The organism is Mesorhizobium sp. M00.F.Ca.ET.216.01.1.1 (assembly GCF_004010325.2).
In the GTDB taxonomy this organism is placed as follows: Bacteria; Pseudomonadota; Alphaproteobacteria; order Rhizobiales; family Rhizobiaceae; genus Mesorhizobium.
In genome coordinates this window covers 57,066-73,444 of the sequence record NZ_SADR02000032.1, presented here as the reverse complement: position 1 = coordinate 73,444, position 16,379 = coordinate 57,066, and the positions used below count along the sequence as shown (strand labels likewise).

The 16,379-nt window shown below is 64.0% G+C and carries 19 protein-coding genes; 12 read left to right on the top strand and 7 right to left on the bottom strand.

Annotated elements, in window-relative coordinates:
* Nucleotides 1-328 precede the first annotated feature (328 nt).
* From EN859_RS30585 to EN859_RS38370, 3 genes are all read left to right on the top strand, one after another.
* Nucleotides 329-838, top strand: coding sequence for a hypothetical protein (locus EN859_RS30585; RefSeq protein WP_127856985.1), 510 nt, complete (start codon nt 329-331; stop codon nt 836-838).
* A gap of 106 nt (nt 839-944) precedes the next feature.
* Nucleotides 945-1,379: a hypothetical protein gene (locus EN859_RS30580; protein ID WP_127856984.1), complete on the top strand. Its 435-nt coding sequence runs from the start codon at nt 945-947 to the stop codon at nt 1,377-1,379.
* Between the two features lie 108 nt (nt 1,380-1,487).
* Nucleotides 1,488-1,637, top strand: coding sequence for a hypothetical protein (locus tag EN859_RS38370; RefSeq protein ID WP_189502343.1), 150 nt, complete (start codon nt 1,488-1,490; stop codon nt 1,635-1,637).
* A gap of 131 nt (nt 1,638-1,768) precedes the next feature.
* On the opposite strand, the gene EN859_RS30575 is transcribed toward EN859_RS38370, so the two are convergent.
* The 5 genes from EN859_RS30575 to EN859_RS30550 form a co-directional block, all read right to left on the bottom strand.
* Nucleotides 1,769-1,918 (bottom strand): hypothetical protein, encoded by a 150-nt coding sequence (locus EN859_RS30575; protein ID WP_127856983.1) that lies wholly within the window; start codon nt 1,916-1,918, stop codon nt 1,769-1,771.
* A gap of 38 nt (nt 1,919-1,956) precedes the next feature.
* Nucleotides 1,957-2,613 (bottom strand): BA14K family protein, encoded by a 657-nt coding sequence (locus EN859_RS30570; protein ID WP_127856982.1) that lies wholly within the window; start codon nt 2,611-2,613, stop codon nt 1,957-1,959.
* 637 nt (nt 2,614-3,250) lie between these two features.
* Complete coding sequence (locus EN859_RS30560) at nt 3,251-4,351, bottom strand: KamA family radical SAM protein (RefSeq protein ID WP_127856987.1); 1,101 nt, start codon at nt 4,349-4,351, stop codon at nt 3,251-3,253.
* Between the two features lie 197 nt (nt 4,352-4,548).
* Nucleotides 4,549-6,171 carry an ABC-F family ATP-binding cassette domain-containing protein gene (locus EN859_RS30555; RefSeq protein WP_127856981.1) on the bottom strand — a complete coding sequence of 541 codons (1,623 nt, stop codon included), beginning with the start codon at nt 6,169-6,171 and terminating at the stop codon, nt 4,549-4,551.
* Between the two features lie 175 nt (nt 6,172-6,346).
* A complete protein-coding gene (locus EN859_RS30550) occupies nt 6,347-7,090 on the bottom strand; it encodes a 2OG-Fe(II) oxygenase (RefSeq protein WP_127856980.1) in 744 nt (247 codons plus the stop codon).
* Between the two features lie 206 nt (nt 7,091-7,296).
* On the opposite strand from EN859_RS30550, the gene EN859_RS30545 reads away from it, so the two are divergent.
* Nucleotides 7,297-7,866, top strand: a complete 570-nt coding sequence (locus EN859_RS30545; protein ID WP_127856979.1) for a DJ-1/PfpI family protein — start codon at nt 7,297-7,299, stop codon at nt 7,864-7,866.
* Between the two features lie 165 nt (nt 7,867-8,031).
* On the opposite strand, the gene EN859_RS30535 is transcribed toward EN859_RS30545, so the two are convergent.
* Nucleotides 8,032-8,457: an OsmC family protein gene (locus tag EN859_RS30535; RefSeq protein ID WP_127856977.1), complete on the bottom strand. Its 426-nt coding sequence runs from the start codon at nt 8,455-8,457 to the stop codon at nt 8,032-8,034.
* A 227-nt stretch (nt 8,458-8,684) separates the two neighbouring features.
* On the opposite strand from EN859_RS30535, the gene EN859_RS30530 reads away from it, so the two are divergent.
* A complete protein-coding gene (locus EN859_RS30530) occupies nt 8,685-9,410 on the top strand; it encodes a 3-keto-5-aminohexanoate cleavage protein (RefSeq protein WP_127856976.1) in 726 nt (241 codons plus the stop codon).
* A 69-nt stretch (nt 9,411-9,479) separates the two neighbouring features.
* On the opposite strand, the gene EN859_RS30525 is transcribed toward EN859_RS30530, so the two are convergent.
* Nucleotides 9,480-10,316: an NAD(P)H-dependent oxidoreductase gene (locus EN859_RS30525; RefSeq protein ID WP_127856975.1), complete on the bottom strand. Its 837-nt coding sequence runs from the start codon at nt 10,314-10,316 to the stop codon at nt 9,480-9,482.
* A gap of 93 nt (nt 10,317-10,409) precedes the next feature.
* On the opposite strand from EN859_RS30525, the gene EN859_RS30520 reads away from it, so the two are divergent.
* The 7 genes from EN859_RS30520 (at nt 10,410) to EN859_RS30490 (ending at nt 16,276) form a co-directional block, all read left to right on the top strand.
* On the top strand, nt 10,410-11,333 hold the full coding sequence (locus EN859_RS30520; RefSeq protein WP_127856974.1) for a LysR family transcriptional regulator: 924 nt from the start codon (nt 10,410-10,412) through the stop codon (nt 11,331-11,333).
* Between the two features lie 173 nt (nt 11,334-11,506).
* A complete protein-coding gene (locus EN859_RS30515) occupies nt 11,507-12,016 on the top strand; it encodes an Lrp/AsnC family transcriptional regulator (protein WP_127856973.1) in 510 nt (169 codons plus the stop codon).
* Nucleotides 12,013-13,176: a saccharopine dehydrogenase C-terminal domain-containing protein gene (locus EN859_RS30510; protein WP_127856972.1), complete on the top strand. Its 1,164-nt coding sequence runs from the start codon at nt 12,013-12,015 to the stop codon at nt 13,174-13,176. The genes EN859_RS30515 and EN859_RS30510 overlap by 4 nt, the downstream gene beginning before the upstream one ends.
* 105 nt (nt 13,177-13,281) lie before the next feature.
* Nucleotides 13,282-14,070 carry an ABC transporter substrate-binding protein gene (locus tag EN859_RS30505; protein WP_127856971.1) on the top strand — a complete coding sequence of 263 codons (789 nt, stop codon included), beginning with the start codon at nt 13,282-13,284 and terminating at the stop codon, nt 14,068-14,070.
* A gap of 102 nt (nt 14,071-14,172) precedes the next feature.
* Nucleotides 14,173-14,850, top strand: a complete 678-nt coding sequence (locus EN859_RS30500) for an amino acid ABC transporter permease (protein WP_127856970.1) — start codon at nt 14,173-14,175, stop codon at nt 14,848-14,850.
* Nucleotides 14,847-15,521 carry an amino acid ABC transporter permease gene (locus EN859_RS30495; protein WP_127856969.1) on the top strand — a complete coding sequence of 225 codons (675 nt, stop codon included), beginning with the start codon at nt 14,847-14,849 and terminating at the stop codon, nt 15,519-15,521. Before EN859_RS30500 ends, EN859_RS30495 begins: the two co-directional genes overlap by 4 nt.
* Entirely contained in the window at nt 15,518-16,276 is a 759-nt protein-coding gene (locus tag EN859_RS30490; protein WP_281015640.1) for an amino acid ABC transporter ATP-binding protein, read from the top strand. Before EN859_RS30495 ends, EN859_RS30490 begins: the two co-directional genes overlap by 4 nt.
* Nucleotides 16,277-16,379 lie beyond the last annotated feature (103 nt).

The following is a 16,379-nucleotide window of genomic DNA, read 5'->3' as shown; positions in this document are numbered from 1 at the left end:
CAGACAGCGGATGCGCCACCCGCCACCCCTCCCGGTCATCCTCGATCAGGGCGAAATGGTCCAGCAACAGCCGCAGACGCGGCTTCTCGGCAGTCTCAGGCATGGCGGTGCTCTCCGAATCAACGCCACCAACAGAATCAGAACCGTCGCAATCCCGAAACCGCCGTTAACCCGAGTTCAATGCCGTGGGCGGGGCGAGGCGTGCTTTGCACGCATTCAAGGAAAAGCTATATAATGGTGGTTGAGGCGGGGGCTTCAACTTCGCAAACACAAGCTTGCGCTGTACCGCTGGAATATTGTTCATGGGCACAGCAAAAGGGCAAATGGGGTGGCAGATTTTTTGATCGGCGGGGAAAGTGCGATAGAGATTATTCCGATCCACTTCGATGTACCCGAACACCACATCCTACTCCAAACTTTCATTGAGACTGCCGCACAGGCAAAGGCGATCATCGCCGCGTTCAACCAGCACTTATTTGAAGGACAACTCGAATATCAAATTCTGGTACTGCCGCCTGAGGTTGGATCGTTCAAGACCAAATTGGGAGTAGCGGTGGCAGCCGGCGGTATACTTTGGAGCGCGCTTGAAAGTGACATCGGGACAGGGTTCATCAAGGGGCTCACCGGACATGAGCCGGCCTATTGGTCCGAGCTTGCAGGCGCCTATGTGGGCCAGTTGGTTGCTGAGCAAGCCAAAACTCTTACGCAGGCTGCAATCGACGATCGTGTGAAATGCCAAACAAACGCGCTGATCATAAGCGAGGCGACTAAATCATTTCTGCAAAAAGACGTCTCAGAACTCAAAAAAAATAGGCGTTCGCCCACGGCAGTTTCGTGAGGAATACGAGACTCGAAACAAATTTTATGACGCATGCGCTGCTGACTCTAATGTGAAGGTATCGGGTTCGCTGACACAGACGTGTTTCCTATCAAGCGTAGTGACTTTGGAAGATTACACGTGGCGCTTCCGCCGAAAGAAAAAGATTCCGATGACGGGCCATGGCGTGTCGCAACTGATTCTGTCACGGTCACGTCTCCAAACTGGGCGTGGCGATAGGCAACGGCAATGGAAGGGCAAAGATGGCTCAGGCCGAGAGCGGCTTTTCAAGATCGAGGATGAACAGTTCTGGCAACTGGTCGCGAATGATAGCCTGCGTCCGCACATTTTCGATACGATGAAGGTACAGTGGGCCTTTCGTACTGAGGGAAGGAAGCCAAAAGATACAAGGATTATGCGGGTCCTCGAATACAATGAAACTGTTTTGGCAGCGCCGCTGGATGATAATGCCTTGGGTGCATTGCTCGGCCAGTACGCGGATGAAGAAGATGGTCGCGGCGGTTCAGATCACAGCAATGACTTATTCGGCCGAATTGGCTGAAGCCAGAGGAACCTGTTGGCAACGACTCACGTCTCGAGCGGAACCCCAAACCCTTGGCTCCACGTGACTCAGGCGTGCCAGCGCCTCTATGATGCTTGGAGATCCCCCATGACCGCCTCACTCATCGCCGAGCTGCGCGCCGCCTGCCCCAATACCGTGGTATGGGACAGCGCAGAGCTCGCCTCCCACGATCGGCGGCCGCAATTTCAGCGCCTCGGCATTGGCTCGGCCACGCTGAAGGTGTGGCTGCACTGGTGAAATTCTGTGCGACGCGGGCTTGAACCTCGACCCAGGGCGCGCGCGCAGCAGGCTTCCTAAGGGCTACAGCGGCGGATCACGGCTCACCGGCCTAGCCAACAGTGCTGTCGTGCTTCCCGGCGCTTCCCCGCTCAATGCCTCTTAAAATGCTGCACCTCGCGTTCGTGCTTCTCGGCCGCTTCGCGGGTGTCGAAGGTGCCGAGATTGCGGCGGCGGCCGGTCTTTTCATCCTTCTTGCGCGAGTAGAGCCGGTATTTTCCGGATTTGAGTTTTCTGATCATCTGTCTCTCCCGACGAAAAGACGCCGCTTAGCCCTCGCCTACTCGCACTGCCTGCGCGGGCCGCCGGAGTAGGGCTGGTAGCTATTGTCTTCCGGCCGGTAGGAGCGATAGCGGCTGAAGCAATAGTCCACGTGGTCGGATGAAAGCTGGGCGCCGTCCCCCTCGTCCGTCGTGGCGTAGCCGTCCATCCAGGCGTCGTTCGCCTCGGCGTAGCCTACTGTCTCGTCAGGCTGCGCGGCGGGCTCGGCCGCGCCGGCATCGAGATAGGGCGAGATGCAGGGGCGCTGCTCTCCGCTGTAGGACATGTAGCTGTTGTCGTCCGGACGATAGCTGCGGTAGCGGCTCGCGCACCACTCGACATGGATGGCCGGCAGTTCGGCCTGTTGCTGCTCCTTTGGCAAGGCAGGCTGGACGGCTGCCGTAGTGGTAGGGTCGGGCGGCGCCGCAGGCGCGGTGCCGGCCGAGGCATCGGCCGCTTTCGCGGTCGGTTCCTGCTGGGCGGGTACGCGCTCGAAGTTCTGGGCCGCCTTGTTCACCGGCCGCGCATTCCTGGTCCACAGTTCCGGCACGCTGACTGTAGCCGTGACCCGGTGCGGGGGCTCGGCGGTAAGAAGCCAGATGGCGAAGGCCAGTCCGCTGCCGAATATCGCAAGGGTCAGGACGAAGCCGCCAGCTATTCCCAACAAAGCCTTCACGCCGCGCTCCTTCGCCCCTGCTCATAAAATGCGGGGCGCGTAGTCCGGTTCCAAGCAGGCGCGCGCGGGCGGCTGGTGCGGCCGGGCTGGCATCGCAGAACCTGGGTTCCTCGCCCCCGTGGGAGAGGGGTCGCGCGGCGAAGCCGAGACGGAGAAGTCGATATGCGCGCCGCTGGCGTCCAAAGCTATTCGACCAGCGCGTTTTTCAACTGCATGAGCGGCCGGCCTGTCTAGCTTCGGCTACGGCGGGCCTTCTCGTCATTCGCCAGAATTGGTGGACGAACGCGATCGCCGTGCTCCCTTCTCCGACAGCCGACGCAACCCGCTTGACCGGGCTCAGGTGTACGTCGCCGCATGCAAAAACGCCGGGCGCGCTGGTCTCGAGCAGGTAAGGGTCGCGGCCGTGCGACCAGCGCCGGGCCTTCTTCACATCGTCCCCGGTCAGCACATATCCCCGTGCATCGCGCACGACATCGGCCGGCAGCCACTCGGTCTCAGCGTTGGCGCCTATGAAAACGAACAGCCCGCCACAATCGTGCCGGCTAACCTCGTTGCTGGCCTTGTCGAGAATGTCGAAGGCCCCCTCTCCGGCCGCTTTGCAGCGCCCCGTGGGGCGAGGAGCCTCTTCGAAGACGCCCTACTCCTCCACAACCTCCCTATACGCCCTCACCTCGCCATCAAGCCCACGAATCCGCCACGTCTCCCCCTCCCGCGCCTCAACACAGCATGGGCCCAGCAGCACCTTCCCTCCGCCCTGAGGAAGGTCCAGCACATAGCCGGGGTTGCATATGCCCGACAGGCGCGCGCGCAAGGCGCTGACCAGCGCCTGTCCCTCGGCGATCGTGGTGCGCCGGTGCGCCATGCCGCGCGCGAGATCGCCGTGGTGCAGGTAATAGGGCTTGACGCCGAGGCGGTACATCAGCTCCCGGCACAGCTCTTCCAGCACCTCGACGGTGTCGTTCACGCCTTTCAGGAGAACGCTCTGGTTCAGCAGCACGAAGCCGCCTTGCCTCAGGGTGCGGCAGGCCTGCTCGGCACGTGAAGTGATTTCGCGCGGATGGTTGAAATGGGTGACCACCGTCACCATCAGCCGGCCCTGCAAGGCCGCAACCAGCCCTGATGTAATGCGGGAGGGCAGAGCGACAGGCACGCGCGTGTGGATGCGCAAGAGCCGCACATGCGGAACCGCCTCGATGCGGGCGCGGATTTCCGCCAGCGCCTTGTCCGGCAGGGACAGCGGGTCGCCACCAGTCAGGATCACCTCGCGGATCTCGGGATGGGCCTCGATATAGGCGAAGGCCTCGTCAAGGGCTTCGCGCGAATAGCCGCGGCCGATCGAGGTCAGGGACTCCTTGCGAAAGCAGAACCGGCAATAGACCGCGCATTGATAGGTCGGGAACAACAGAACCCGGTCGGCATGGCGATGCGTCAACCTCGGCACGGGGCTGAAGGCATGATCGGCGATCGGATCGTCGAGCTCGCCTTCCTGCTCGGCCAGTTCGTCGGGCGAAGGAATGACCTGCGCCCGTATGGGGTCGGCGGGATCGCTCCAATCGATCAGGTCGAGATAGGTTTTGGGGATGCGAACCTTGTGGTGCGTGGCCGCGGCTTGAGCAGCAGCGCGCTCGGCTGGCGAAAGTGGTAGCGAATCGAGATCGCGCACATGCCGCACGCCCTCGCGGACATCGTCTTGCCAGGTGGCGTCGGCCTCACGGGCGCGCTCGTCATCGGCGGTCATGCCGGCTGTATCCTGAACGTCTGAGGTCATCGAAGGGCTCCTTGAATTCGCTGGATACCGCATTGGAGCCAGGGCTTGAACCCCTGCTAGACGCACGGGCGCAGCGCCGGAGCTGCCAATCTCCCCAAAACGGGGGAGATCGGCTGTCACCACGGATTTCGCCAATCGCAACGTCGCAAGATGAGCGCTGCCGGCCCCTACCCCCTTAACCCAGGCGCCTCCTGCCCCGTCCTCTCGACATACTCCGTATAGCCGCCGCCATAGGTGTGGATGCCGTCGGGTGTCAGTTCCAGCACCCGGTTCGAGAGCGCCGCCAGGAAATGGCGGTCGTGCGAGACGAACAGCATGGTGCCTTCATATTGCGAGAGCGCTGTGATCAGCATCTCCTTGGTGGCGATATCGAGGTGGTTGGTCGGCTCGTCCAGCACCAGAAGGTTGGGCGGGTCGAACAGCATCAGCGCCATCACCAGCCGCGCCTTCTCGCCGCCCGACAGCACCCGGCATTTCTTGTCGATCTCATCGCCGGAAAAACCGAAGCAGCCGGCGAGCGCCCTGAGCGGCGCCTGGCCGGCCTGCGGAAATGCATCCTCCAGCGTCTTGAACACGGTGCGCTCGCCCTCCAGCAGCTCCATGGCGTGCTGGGCGAAATAGCCCATCTTGACGCTAGGGCCGCGAGCCACTGTGCCGTCGTCGGGCTCTGAGGCGCCGGCGACCAGCTTCAGCAGCGTCGACTTGCCGGCGCCGTTGATGCCCATGACGCACCAGCGCTCGCGGCGGCGTACCTGGAAATCCAGCCCCGCATAGATCGAGCGGCTGCCGTAGCGCTTGTGGATGTTCTTCAGCGTCACCACGTCCTCGCCGCAGCGCGGCGCCGGCTGGAAATCGAACGACACGGTCTGGCGGCGCTTGGGCGGTTCGACGCGGTCGATCTTGTCCAGCTTCTTCACCCGGCTCTGCACTTGTGCGGCATGCGAGGCGCGCGCCTTGAAGCGCTCGATGAAGGCGATCTCCTTGGCCAGCATCGCCTGCTGGCGCTCGAACTGCGCCTGCTGCTGCCGGTCGGCAATCGCCCGCTGCTGCTGGTAGAACTCATAGTTGCCGGAGTAAGCGGTCAGCGAGCCGCCGTCGATCTCCACCACCTTGTTGACGATGCGGTTCATGAACTCGCGGTCGTGCGAGGTCATCAGCAACGCGCCGTCGTAGTTCTTCAGGAACTCTTCCAGCCAGATCAGGCTTTCGAGATCGAGATGGTTGCTCGGCTCGTCGAGCAGCATGGCGTCGGGGCGCATCAACAGGATCCTGGCAAGTGCGACACGCATCTTCCAGCCGCCGGAGAGTTTTGCGACGTCGCCGTCCATCATCTCCTGGCTGAAGCCGAGGCCGTCAAGCACCTCACGCGCCCGGCCATCCAGCGCATAGCCATCGAGCTCCTCGAAACGCGCCTGCAGATCGCCGTAGCGGGCGATGATCTCGTCCATCTCGCCTGATCGCGCGGGGTCGGCCATGGCGGCCTCGAGCTCGCGCATTTCGGCTGCCACTTCGCTCACCGGCCCGGCGCCATCCATGACTTCGGCGACGGCACTGCGCCCGGCCATGTCGCCGACATCCTGGCTGAAATAGCCGATGGTTACGCCGCGATCGACCGAGACCTGGCCCTCGTCGGGCTGCTCCTCCCCGGTGATCATGCGAAACAGCGTCGTCTTGCCGGCGCCGTTGGGGCCAACGAGCCCGACCTTCTCGCCCTTCTGCAGGGCGGCGGAGGCCTCGATAAAGACGAGCTGGCGGCCGTTCTGCTTGCCGATGCTTTCGAGACGAATCATGGTTTTCCGGGGAGGTTGATGCGGGAGTGAGGGATTTGCCCGGGGCCTTTACGCGATCGGCAGCATTGGTGGAAGAGGCGGAAGCGCCGCATGCAATGATGAAGATGGCGAAGCGGCGGGTGACGGCCAATCTCCCCCCTCGAGGGGGGAGATTGGCAGCTTCGGCGCCGTACCTCTACTTCGCATCGTGAAAAATAATCCCCACCGTATGGCGCAGGCCGGAGCGCAGGCGGCTGACGCCGTGGCGCAAATTGACCCGGTAATTGCCTTTCGTGCCTTGCACCGGGCGGTTGTGGACGGCGAAGGCGACAGCGTCGCCCTGGCTGAGCGGCACCACCTCGGCGCGGCTTTGCATGCGCGGCCGCTGCTCGGTCAGCACGAACTCGCCGCCGGTGAAATCCTTGCCTGGTTCGGAGAGCAGGATCGCCACCTGCAGCGGAAAGGCGAGATCGCCGTAAAGATCCTGGTGCAGGCAGTTGAAGTCGCCGGGGACATATTGCAGCAGCAGCGGCGTCGGCCGCGTCTGGCCCTGCTCGTGACATTGCCTGAGGAAGGCGGCGTGCTCGGCCGGGTAGCGCTGGGCAAGCCCTAGGCGCTGGTTCCAGTCATTGGCGACTTCGGCCAGCCGCGGATAGAGCGCGGTGCGCAAGCCGCCGATCAGGTCGGGCAAGGGATAGCGGAAATAGCGATACTCGCCCTTGCCGAAACCGTGCCGCGCCATGTGGACATGGCTGCGGAAATGCTCTTCCTGCGGGTAAAGCGCCGCGATCTGCCGGCACTCCTCAGGCGTCAGCAGCTTTTCCATCGCCGCGCAGCCATAGCCGCTCAACTCACCGGCCAGGGCCTGCCAGTCGTGGCCGGCGAGGCGCGCCTCAGCCGATTTCACCGCCGCTTTCGAGCCTATCGAATGGATGGTCATGGCTTTGCCTCCAATAGCGTGCCTGCCATCAGAGATGGGTGAAGCAGCGCCCGCGGACCACCCGTTTCCTGCGAAGTGATCGCCTCGCCAGCACTGTTCATCGACGTTTCGCATGCTTTGGATGGCGGTGACCGGCTGCAAGGCTTACAAAAGGCAAGACGTTATGGCCGACATCGAACATCGCCTTCGAAACGGAACCTGAGCCGATGCCCGCAACGATAGGAATTCTGCTTTTCAATGCCGCCGAGGAACTCGACTTCGTCGGCCCCTGGGAAGTGCTGACGGCGGCCGCTTCGCCCGCCGACAGGGTGCTGACCGTGGCGGCATCGCTGCAGCCGATTCTGTGCGAGAAAGGCATGCGGGTGCTGCCCGATGCGACGTTTGAAACGGCGCCGGTGCTCGATGTCGTGCTGGTGCCAGGCGGCAGCGGCGCCCGGCGCATTCCCGACGAGCCGACAGCGGCATGGATGAAACAGGCCGCCAGCCAGTGCCGGTGGCTGACCAGTGTCTGCACGGGATCTTTCCTGCTTGCCAATTGCGGGCTGGTGACCGGCAGCAAGATCACCACGCACCACCGCTTTCTCGACGAGCTTCGTGCGCTGGGCACCTCGGAGGTGATTGCAGGGCAGCGCTTCGTGCGCGACGGCAAGGTCGTCACCGCAGCGGGCGTCATATCGGGCATCGAAATGGCGTTGTGGCTGGCGGGCGAGGTTTTCGGCGCCAAGGCCGCGGAGGATGCGAGGGACTATATCGCCTACGACTGGCCGCCTCGCTGAGACGCTGCAGCAGGATGCGCTTCATGTTCGTCATCCGGCTGCGCAAGCGCAGTTCCTCGTCGTGCGCCGCGCGGATTTCAGGCGAGGCCGTGTCGTAGTCGATCTGGGAGATGTGTGCCATGGGCGGCCTCAGACGATGCGTGGAAGGCGGACGACGGGCAGCGGTCACCCAGCAAGAGTCGTGTGAAGCTCGGGCGTCGCTCGCAGCGTGTTGCTGACCGTGCAGATCGTTTCGGCGTCCGCGACGATCCGCTGTTTCGTCGCTTCGTCGAGATCGCCTGAGATGTCGAGCGTGATCGTGAATTTTCCGATGCGGGAGACGTCGCCATCAGCCTTTTCGCCGCTCACCTCGGCGCGGACCTCGCCGAGGCTGGCGGCGATACCCATCCGCGTGGCTGCGATGCGCGCGCTCAGCACCATGCAGGCGGCGAGCGAGGCATAGAGCAGGTCGAGCGGGTTGAAGCCCGGCGCGCTGGCCCCGGTCACGACATCGACCGAACCGCCGGTCGGCGTGGTGACGACAGGCAAGCCGCCCGGATGCAGCACCGCAAGCGCGCCGGTGGTGCGGGTCCTGACCTTGAGTTCGCTCATATGCAAATATCCTTTCGGCCGGCATGGCGAATCCAAAATCGTATCACTTTGGTGCAGCGCAATGAGCGAATTTCGCATTCAAAGCCATACTACAGCGCCGCGCGTCCTTAGAAGGCGCAACGCATTATCCTAGCAGGGATGCCTGTCAGCAATGCGCGCCGGACCGATTCCGGTTTTCAGGGGCATGCGCTAGACTGGCTGCAACCGCAACCGGGCTGTCCTTCAGAATGATTGTCCAGACCTGCATCAATGGCGCGCGCAGCGCCGATTTCCACCCGCGCCTGCCGCTTGATGCGGACGCCATGGCGCACGACGGCACGGCCTGCGTCGCCGCCGGTGCTGCCGAGCTGCATGTCCATGCGCGCGGGCTCGACGGCAGGGAAAGCCTCGCGCCTGAGGCAATGGACCGGACTGTATTTGCGCTGCGCCGCGCCTGCCCGGGAACGCTGATCGGCGTGTCGACAGGCGCCTGGATCGAGAACGACGACGGGCGCACGCTGGCCGCGATCGCCGGCTGGAGCGAGCTGCCCGACTACGCGTCAGTCAATCTGAGCGAGGAAGCCGCGCCCGAGGTCATGCAAAGCCTGCGGCAGCGCGGCATCGGGATCGAGGCCGGGCTCGCCTCCGTCGCCGATGCCGAGCGCCTGGTGCGCCTCGACCATGGCCGCCAGGTGCTGCGCATCCTGATCGAGATCGGCGAACAGGAGCCGGACGCGGCGCTGGAGGTCAGCAACGGTATCGCGGCAGTGCTCGAGCGCGCCGGAATGCGTCGGGCTATCCTGCTGCATGGTTCCGACGCCACGGTGTGGCCGTTCGTGCACAGGGCGGCGGAGCGCAACTGGTCGACACGCGTCGGGCTGGAAGACGGCAAGGAGCTTCCGGACGGCACTACGGCATCAGGCAATGACGCGCTCACGGCCGCGGCGGTGGCGATCTTCCGGGCCGGTCGTTGATTCATCATATAGGTTCGGGCCATAGGTTTCGGGCGCCTTGCCTGACCATGATCTTTTCGGGATCCTGCGTCAGGCCACGTCCCGCAAAGTCGAACGCGGCGTCGCCGGCTTGACGGTTGTGCCGGCGCGATCCTCGTGAAGCGCGAAGCCCGTCGCACCCGGATCGCCCAGCTCGGGGCGGAGCTGCATGCTCGGGATGTGGTAGTCACCGCCGTTCTGCCGCCGATAAGGAATCGGCCGGATTGTCTCGAGCGTCCGCATCCTTTCGCGCAGCCGCTCCGCGACAGGCTCGAAATCGGCCTCCCCGAAACGGTCCACTCTGTAGACCACGAACGGCGGAAGCACGTCGTAGCCCGGGTAGTGAAGGATCCCGTGATTGATCGGGAACAGCAGGTCGTCGATCGGTCCGTTGACCCCGCGAGGGGCGTAATGCTCCTCCCAGCCACCGGCAGTCACGATCAACATTGCGCGCTTCCCAGCGAGGGTCCCCTCACCGTAGCGGTCACCCCATCGCCGATCGCTGTGCTCGCCGACGCCGTAGGCGAACCCGTACGCGAACACACGGTCTACCCAGCCTTTGAGGATCGCCGGCATGGCGAACCACCAGAGGGGGAACTGAAGGATGAGGGTATCGGCCCACAGAAGATTCTCGATCTCGGCTTTGACATCTTCCGTCAGCGCGTTGGCGTCGAAGGCCTTTTTTGAGGCTGCAACCGGTATGAACCGCCCGTCCGGCGCCAGCGAGGGGAAGTCGGCACGGTCCACCTCGGATTTCCAGCCATCGGCATAGAGGTCCGACACCCGCACTTCATGGCCCTGGGCCTCGAGTTCCCTGATGGCGACGTTACAGAGCGCACCGTTGAGCGAACGCGGTTCAGGATGAGCAAAAACAAGCAGGACTTTCATGGGTCAACTCCGAAGAAGGATGATGGATGCCAAAGGTAGCCAGCCCCGGGATCATCCGCTATATCTGTGCAATGCATAAGATTATGCCGATTAATGGATAAGTCTGACATCACACTCGAGCGCATGCGCACCTTCGTTCGCGTCGCCGAGCGCGGCAGCCTGTCGGCGGTGGCGCGCGAGCTCGGAGTTGGGCAGTCGACGATCACACGGCATTTGCGGGAACTCGAGGAGGCCGTCGGCGTGCCCTTGCTCAGCAGGACCACGCGGCGTGTGACGATGACCGATGAAGGCAGCCGTTACTATGCCGACAGCGTCCAGATCCTGCGCCTCGTCGAGCAGGCCGGCGATGAGGCGCGGGGCACGCGCGGCGCGTCGGCCGGCACGATCCGGATATCCTGCACGGCGGCGCTCGGGGTCTTGCACGTCAGCCACCTGATCTTCGCCTTTCAGGATCGCTATTCCGGCATCGGGATCGATCTCAGCCTCACCGACGAGCGCATTGACCTCGTGCGGGAGGGCGTCGACATCGCGCTTCGCCTCGGTCCGCTCACCGACAGCTCCATGAAACTACGGGCGCTCGGCCAGTCCCGGCGTCTGCTTGTGGCGGCGCCGGCCTATCTGGCAGCGCGGGGCAGACCGGCTGTCCCGCAGGATCTGCCTGGCCATGAAGGCATCCGGATGTCGAACATCGCGGGAAGCGACACGCTCGCCCTGCAGGGGCCGGGCGGCGAACGCCTTGGCGTGCCCTTTGGCGGCCGATTTCGGGTCGACCATGGGCTTGCCGCGCGCGAAGCCCTTGTCGCCGGGCGCGGTATCGCACCCGCCCATCACTGGCTTGTCGATGATCTCCTCGCAGCCGGCCGGCTGGAAGTGATCCTGCCGGGCTATTCCCCGCCTCCCGTGCCGTTGAGTATGCTGATCGTCCCGGAGCGCGTGGGCATCGCCCGGATCCGCCTGCTAGTCGATTTTCTCGTCGAACGGATCGGCGGCATTCCGGGGATCGAGAAGCCGCGTTAGTCGGCTTGCCCTCGGCCGGCCACCACACTGGCAAACCCCTCCCGCCTTCCGGCCATCCGGCCTTGTTGACAGGCGGCCGAACGCTCTTGCGATTTCAAAAGATACACCCTAAGCTGTTTTCATATCAGAAAGAAAATCCCACCAATTCTTTCCTTTTATGAAAGCCTGAGCGCTTGCGGGAACATCTCGATCAGACCGACCGGCGACTGGTCAAGCTGCTGTCGCAGGACGCGCAGCTTGGCGTCAACCGCCTCGCCGAAAAGATGGCGGTCTCGGTGCCGACGGTGCGCATGCGCTTGCGCAACTTGCTCGACCGCAACCTGCTCAAGATCGTCGGGCTGCTCAACCTGACCGAGCGCCCCGAACTGATCTCGGCCATCGTCGGCATCAACGCGCAGGGCCGCGGCCGGGCGCGGGAACTGGCGCAGCGTATCGCCGAACTGCCGTTCGTGAACTCGGCCTCCGTGGTCACCGGACGCTTCGACATCATCGTCGACGTGACGGTGGCTGGCGATGTCGCAGATCTCTATCGCGTCACCAGCGAACTGATCCCCGGCGCGGGCGAGCCGGGTGAAGTCGTGCGCAGCGAAACCTTCGTCGTCATGGCCTCCTGCAACAAATGGGTCAGCCTGCCGGAAGGCTGCTGGTCGGACGAAACACCGGCACGCAAGGAAATGCCATGAAAATCGCGGTTCTCGGCGGCCTCGGCCTGCAAGGCCGGGCGGCGATCGCCGATCTCGTCGCCAGCGACGGCGTCGAGCAGGTGGTCTGCGTCGATACCGCACCTGACGGTGTCGCCCGGCTTGGCGGCCTGACCAACCTCGCCCGCGTGCGCTTCGTCGTGCCGGAAGGCGCGATCGGTCCAGTGCTGGCGGACGTGATGAAGGATGTCGACGCCGTCATCGACCTGCTGCCGCAGCCGCTGATGCGCGAGGCGGTGCAGGCGGCGATCACGACGGCAACGCCGCTGGTCACCACCAATTACGGCAAGGCCATCGCCGATCTTGCTCCCGCGGCAGAAGCGGCCGGCGTTTCGATCATGACCGAATGCGGGCTCGATCCCGGCATCGACCTCGCGCTCTACGCGCGCGCCGCGAGGCAGTTCGACACCATCACCACAATCGATTCCTATTGCGGCGGCATCCCCGAACCGAAGGCGATGGCCAAGCCGCTGTGCTACAAGGTGAGCTGGAATTTCGACATGGTTCTGGTGAGCCAAAACCGCGACTGTGTGATGGTCGAGGACGGCCAACGCATCGAAGTGCCGGCCGGCCGCCAGCACGACAATCGCTTCATCCACGAGATCGAGGTCGCTGGGCTCGGCAGGCTGGAAGCTTTCCCGAATGGCGACGCCGCCAGGTATATTGAGATGCTTGGCGTCACCAAGGGGTTGCAGCGCAGCGGCCGCTACACGCTGCGCTGGCCAGGCTGGTCGGCGTTCTGGGCGCCGCTGAAGGAACTCGGTTTCCTCTCCGAGGACAAGGTGCCCGGCGTTGGCACCAGCCCACGCGAATTTCTCGGCCGGCTGCTCGGCCCGCAACTGCAATATGGCGCCGACGAGAAGGACCTGTGCGTGATGCGCAATGTCTTCAGCGGCAGCGAGGGCGGCCGCCGCAAGACGGTGACGTCGGACCTGATCGTCGAGCGCGACCTCGCATCCGGACTGTTCGGCATGAGCCTCGGCGTCGGCTATCCCGCAAGCATCGTGGCGCAGATGCTGGCGCGACGCGAGATCGTCACGCCAGGCCTGCTCAACCCGCTGCTGCATGTGCCGGACGGCCGTTTCTTCGATGAACTGGCCAGGCGCGGCATCCGGGTCTCCGAAACGGTCAGCTGGGACTGAAGGATTTTCGAACGGTGGCCGCCGCCGGCAACGGCGCTGCCGCTCAAAAAGCACCCCAAAGGGTGGAACAACAACGTGGAACACGACAACAAGGAGGAATACCCAATGAAGATTGCCAAGCTTTTCATCGCAGGCCTTGCGCTGGCCGGCCTCACTGCCGCGGCAAGCGCCGGAACGCTCGACGACATCACCAAGCGCGGTGAGCTGCGCGTCGCCGTGCAGACACAAGGACCGCCCTTCTCGCTGGTCGGTGCGGCCGGCGAACGCACCGGCAGCTCGGTCGAGCTTGCCGAACTGATGGCCAAGGAAATGGGCGTCAAGATCACCTTCCTCGACTTCGACTGGGACGGCTTGATCCCGGCGCTACTGTCCGGCAAGGCCGATCTGCTGGTCGCCGACATGACACCGACGCTGGCGCGGGGAATGAAGGTCGCCTTCACCAAACCTTATATGTATACGGGCAGCACCGTCTTCACCAAGGCCGACAGCAAATTCAAGACCACCGAGGACTGCAAGGCCAAGGGCACCAAGATCGCTGTGCTGCTCGGCGCCACCGGCGAGAAGGAGGCCAAGGCCGCCTTCCCCGATGCCGACATCAAGAGCTACAAGGGCGGCGGCCCGCTGCTGCTCGATGCCGTCAGCAACGGCCAGGCCGATTGCGGCGTCAACGACGTTTCGGCGGTCAAGGGCCAGTCGACCGCCTATCCGGCCGGCAGCTTCACCATCATGCCGGAGATGCTGTCGAAAGAGCCGCTGGCCTTCGCCACGCGCTATGACGAGCAGGACCTGCTGACCTGGATGAACCTGTTCCTCGACCAGGTCAGCCTCGACGGCCGCCTGCAGAAGAACCTCGACTACTGGGTCAATTCCGACGACTGGAAGAAGGACCACTAAGCAACGGTTCGCCCGGACGGAACCGCGCTCGATTGGATCGGCGCGGTTCCATCCGGCACGTTGCTGTCGCCCATAGACCCCGTCCGAGACATTCCGTCCGCAATGCTCGAAAACTTCAGCTTCCGCACCATCGTCGAATATCTGCCCCTGTTCGGGCAGGGCCTCGTCACGACCGTGTGGCTGTCTGCCCTCTCCTTTGCCGGCGCGCTTGCCGTCGGCATCGTGCTCAGCGCCATGAACCTGCAGCGCGGCCGGCTGTTGCGCGTGCCGGCCAAGGCCTACATCGACGCCGTACGCGCCACGCCGTTGCTGGCGCAGCTCTATTTCCTCTATTTCGGCCTGCCCCGGCTCGGCTTCATCCTGCCGGAGCTCGTCGTTGGTATCCTCGCCCTGTCGCTGAACAGCGGCGCCTATGTCGCCGAGATCATCCGCGCCGGCATACTGTCGATTCCGCGTGGCCAGGTGGAGGCCGGCGTCGCCTCGGGGATGACCTATGTCCAGCGCATGCGCCTGGTGATCCTGCCGCAGGCGTTCAAGGTGGTAATCCCGCCGCTGCTCGGCCAGGCGATCGTGCTGGTCAAGGATTCGGCGCTGCTGTCGCTGATCTCGGTCGCCGAGCTGACGCGCGCCGGCCAACTGCTCGCCTCCGACCGCTTCATGCCGGCGGAAGGGTTTGTCACCATCGCCGCCTTCTACCTCCTGCTCTACTACGGCCTCAAGGGACTGGCGGCGCTGTCCGGGCGCTGGCTGGGCTCGCAGCCGGCAAGGAGCCGCGCATGATCTGGCAACAGCTGCAAAGCCTCGCCGGCAGCTATCCCCTCGCCTTGCGCGGCCTCGGCATGACCGTCATGCTGTCGCTGATCAGCCTGGTGCTGGGCACGCTGATCGGCTTTGGCCTCGGGATCCTCAGAAACGGCGGCAACTGGGTGGTCAGCGGCGCGATCGGCACCTGGGTCGACCTGATCCGCGGCACGCCGTTCCTGGTGCAGATCTTCCTGATCTTCTTCATCCTGCCGGAATTCGGCATCGAGCTCGACGCCTTCACCGCCGGCATCATCGCGCTGACCAATCTGGCGGCCTGCTTCATCTGCGAGATCGTCGTCGCCGGCATCCGCTCCGTGCCGACCGGTCAGGTCGAGGCGGCGCTGGCGTCCGGCCTGTCGCGCTGGCAGCGGATGCGCCAGGTGGTGCTGCCGCAGGCGATGCGCATCGTGCTGCCGCCGCTGGTCGGCCAATATGTGCTGCTGATCAAGGATTCCTCGGTCGTTTCGGCCATCGGGCTCACCGACCTCACCCGCGTCGGCTGGCTGGTGGTGCAGCGCGTGCCGAACGGCCTGCTGGTCTTCTTCCTAGTCGGCCTCGGCTATTTCATCGTCTGCTATCCGCTGATCATGCTTGCCCGCCGGCTGGAGCGCCGCATGGGTGCGGCGCATGGCGAGGTGCAGATATGACGAACTCCAGCAAAGGTTCCGCCGGCATGATCGAGTTCCGCGGCGTCAACAAATGGTTCGGCTCGCTCAATGTGCTCAAGGACATCACGCTCAGCGTCCAGCCGCGCGAGGTGGTCGTCGTCTGCGGCCCGAGTGGCTCGGGCAAGAGCACCTTGATCCGCTGCATCAACGGACTGGAGATGATCCGCGACGGCGACCTGACAGTCGACGGCCAGCGCCTCGGTGACCCCACCACCAACATGACACGGCTGCGCACCGAGATCGGCTTCGTCTTCCAGTCGTTCAACCTCTACCCGCACAAGACGGCGCTCGAGAACGTCACGCTGGCGCCGATCCATGTGCGCAAGACCCCCCGCAGCGAGGCCGAGAAGGCTGGGCGTGAGCTGCTCGCCAAGGTCGGCCTGGCCGACAAGGTCAATGCCTATCCGTCACAGCTGTCGGGCGGCCAGCAGCAGCGCGTAGCGATCGCCCGCTGCCTCGGCATGCGCCCCAAGATCATGCTGTTCGACGAACCGACCTCGGCGCTCGATCCCGAGATGATCTCGGAAGTGCTCGACGTCATGGTCGCGGTGGCCGAGGAAGGCATGACCATGATGGTGGTGACGCACGAAATGGGCTTTGCCCGCAAGGTCGCGCAGCGCGTGGTGTTCATGGACGCCGGCGCCATCGTCGAGAGCGGCACGCCGGATGAGTTCTTCTCGCACCCGAAGACCGATCGCAGCCGCGCCTTCCTGAGCAAGATCCTGCGGCACTAGGGTCAAATTCAATCAACTGGCTGCCGCCAATGGCCGAGATGGGTTGAACGTTGCCCTTCGTCTCTTCGATGGGAACGAGCAAGTAGCGCCAGAAGCGATCGTT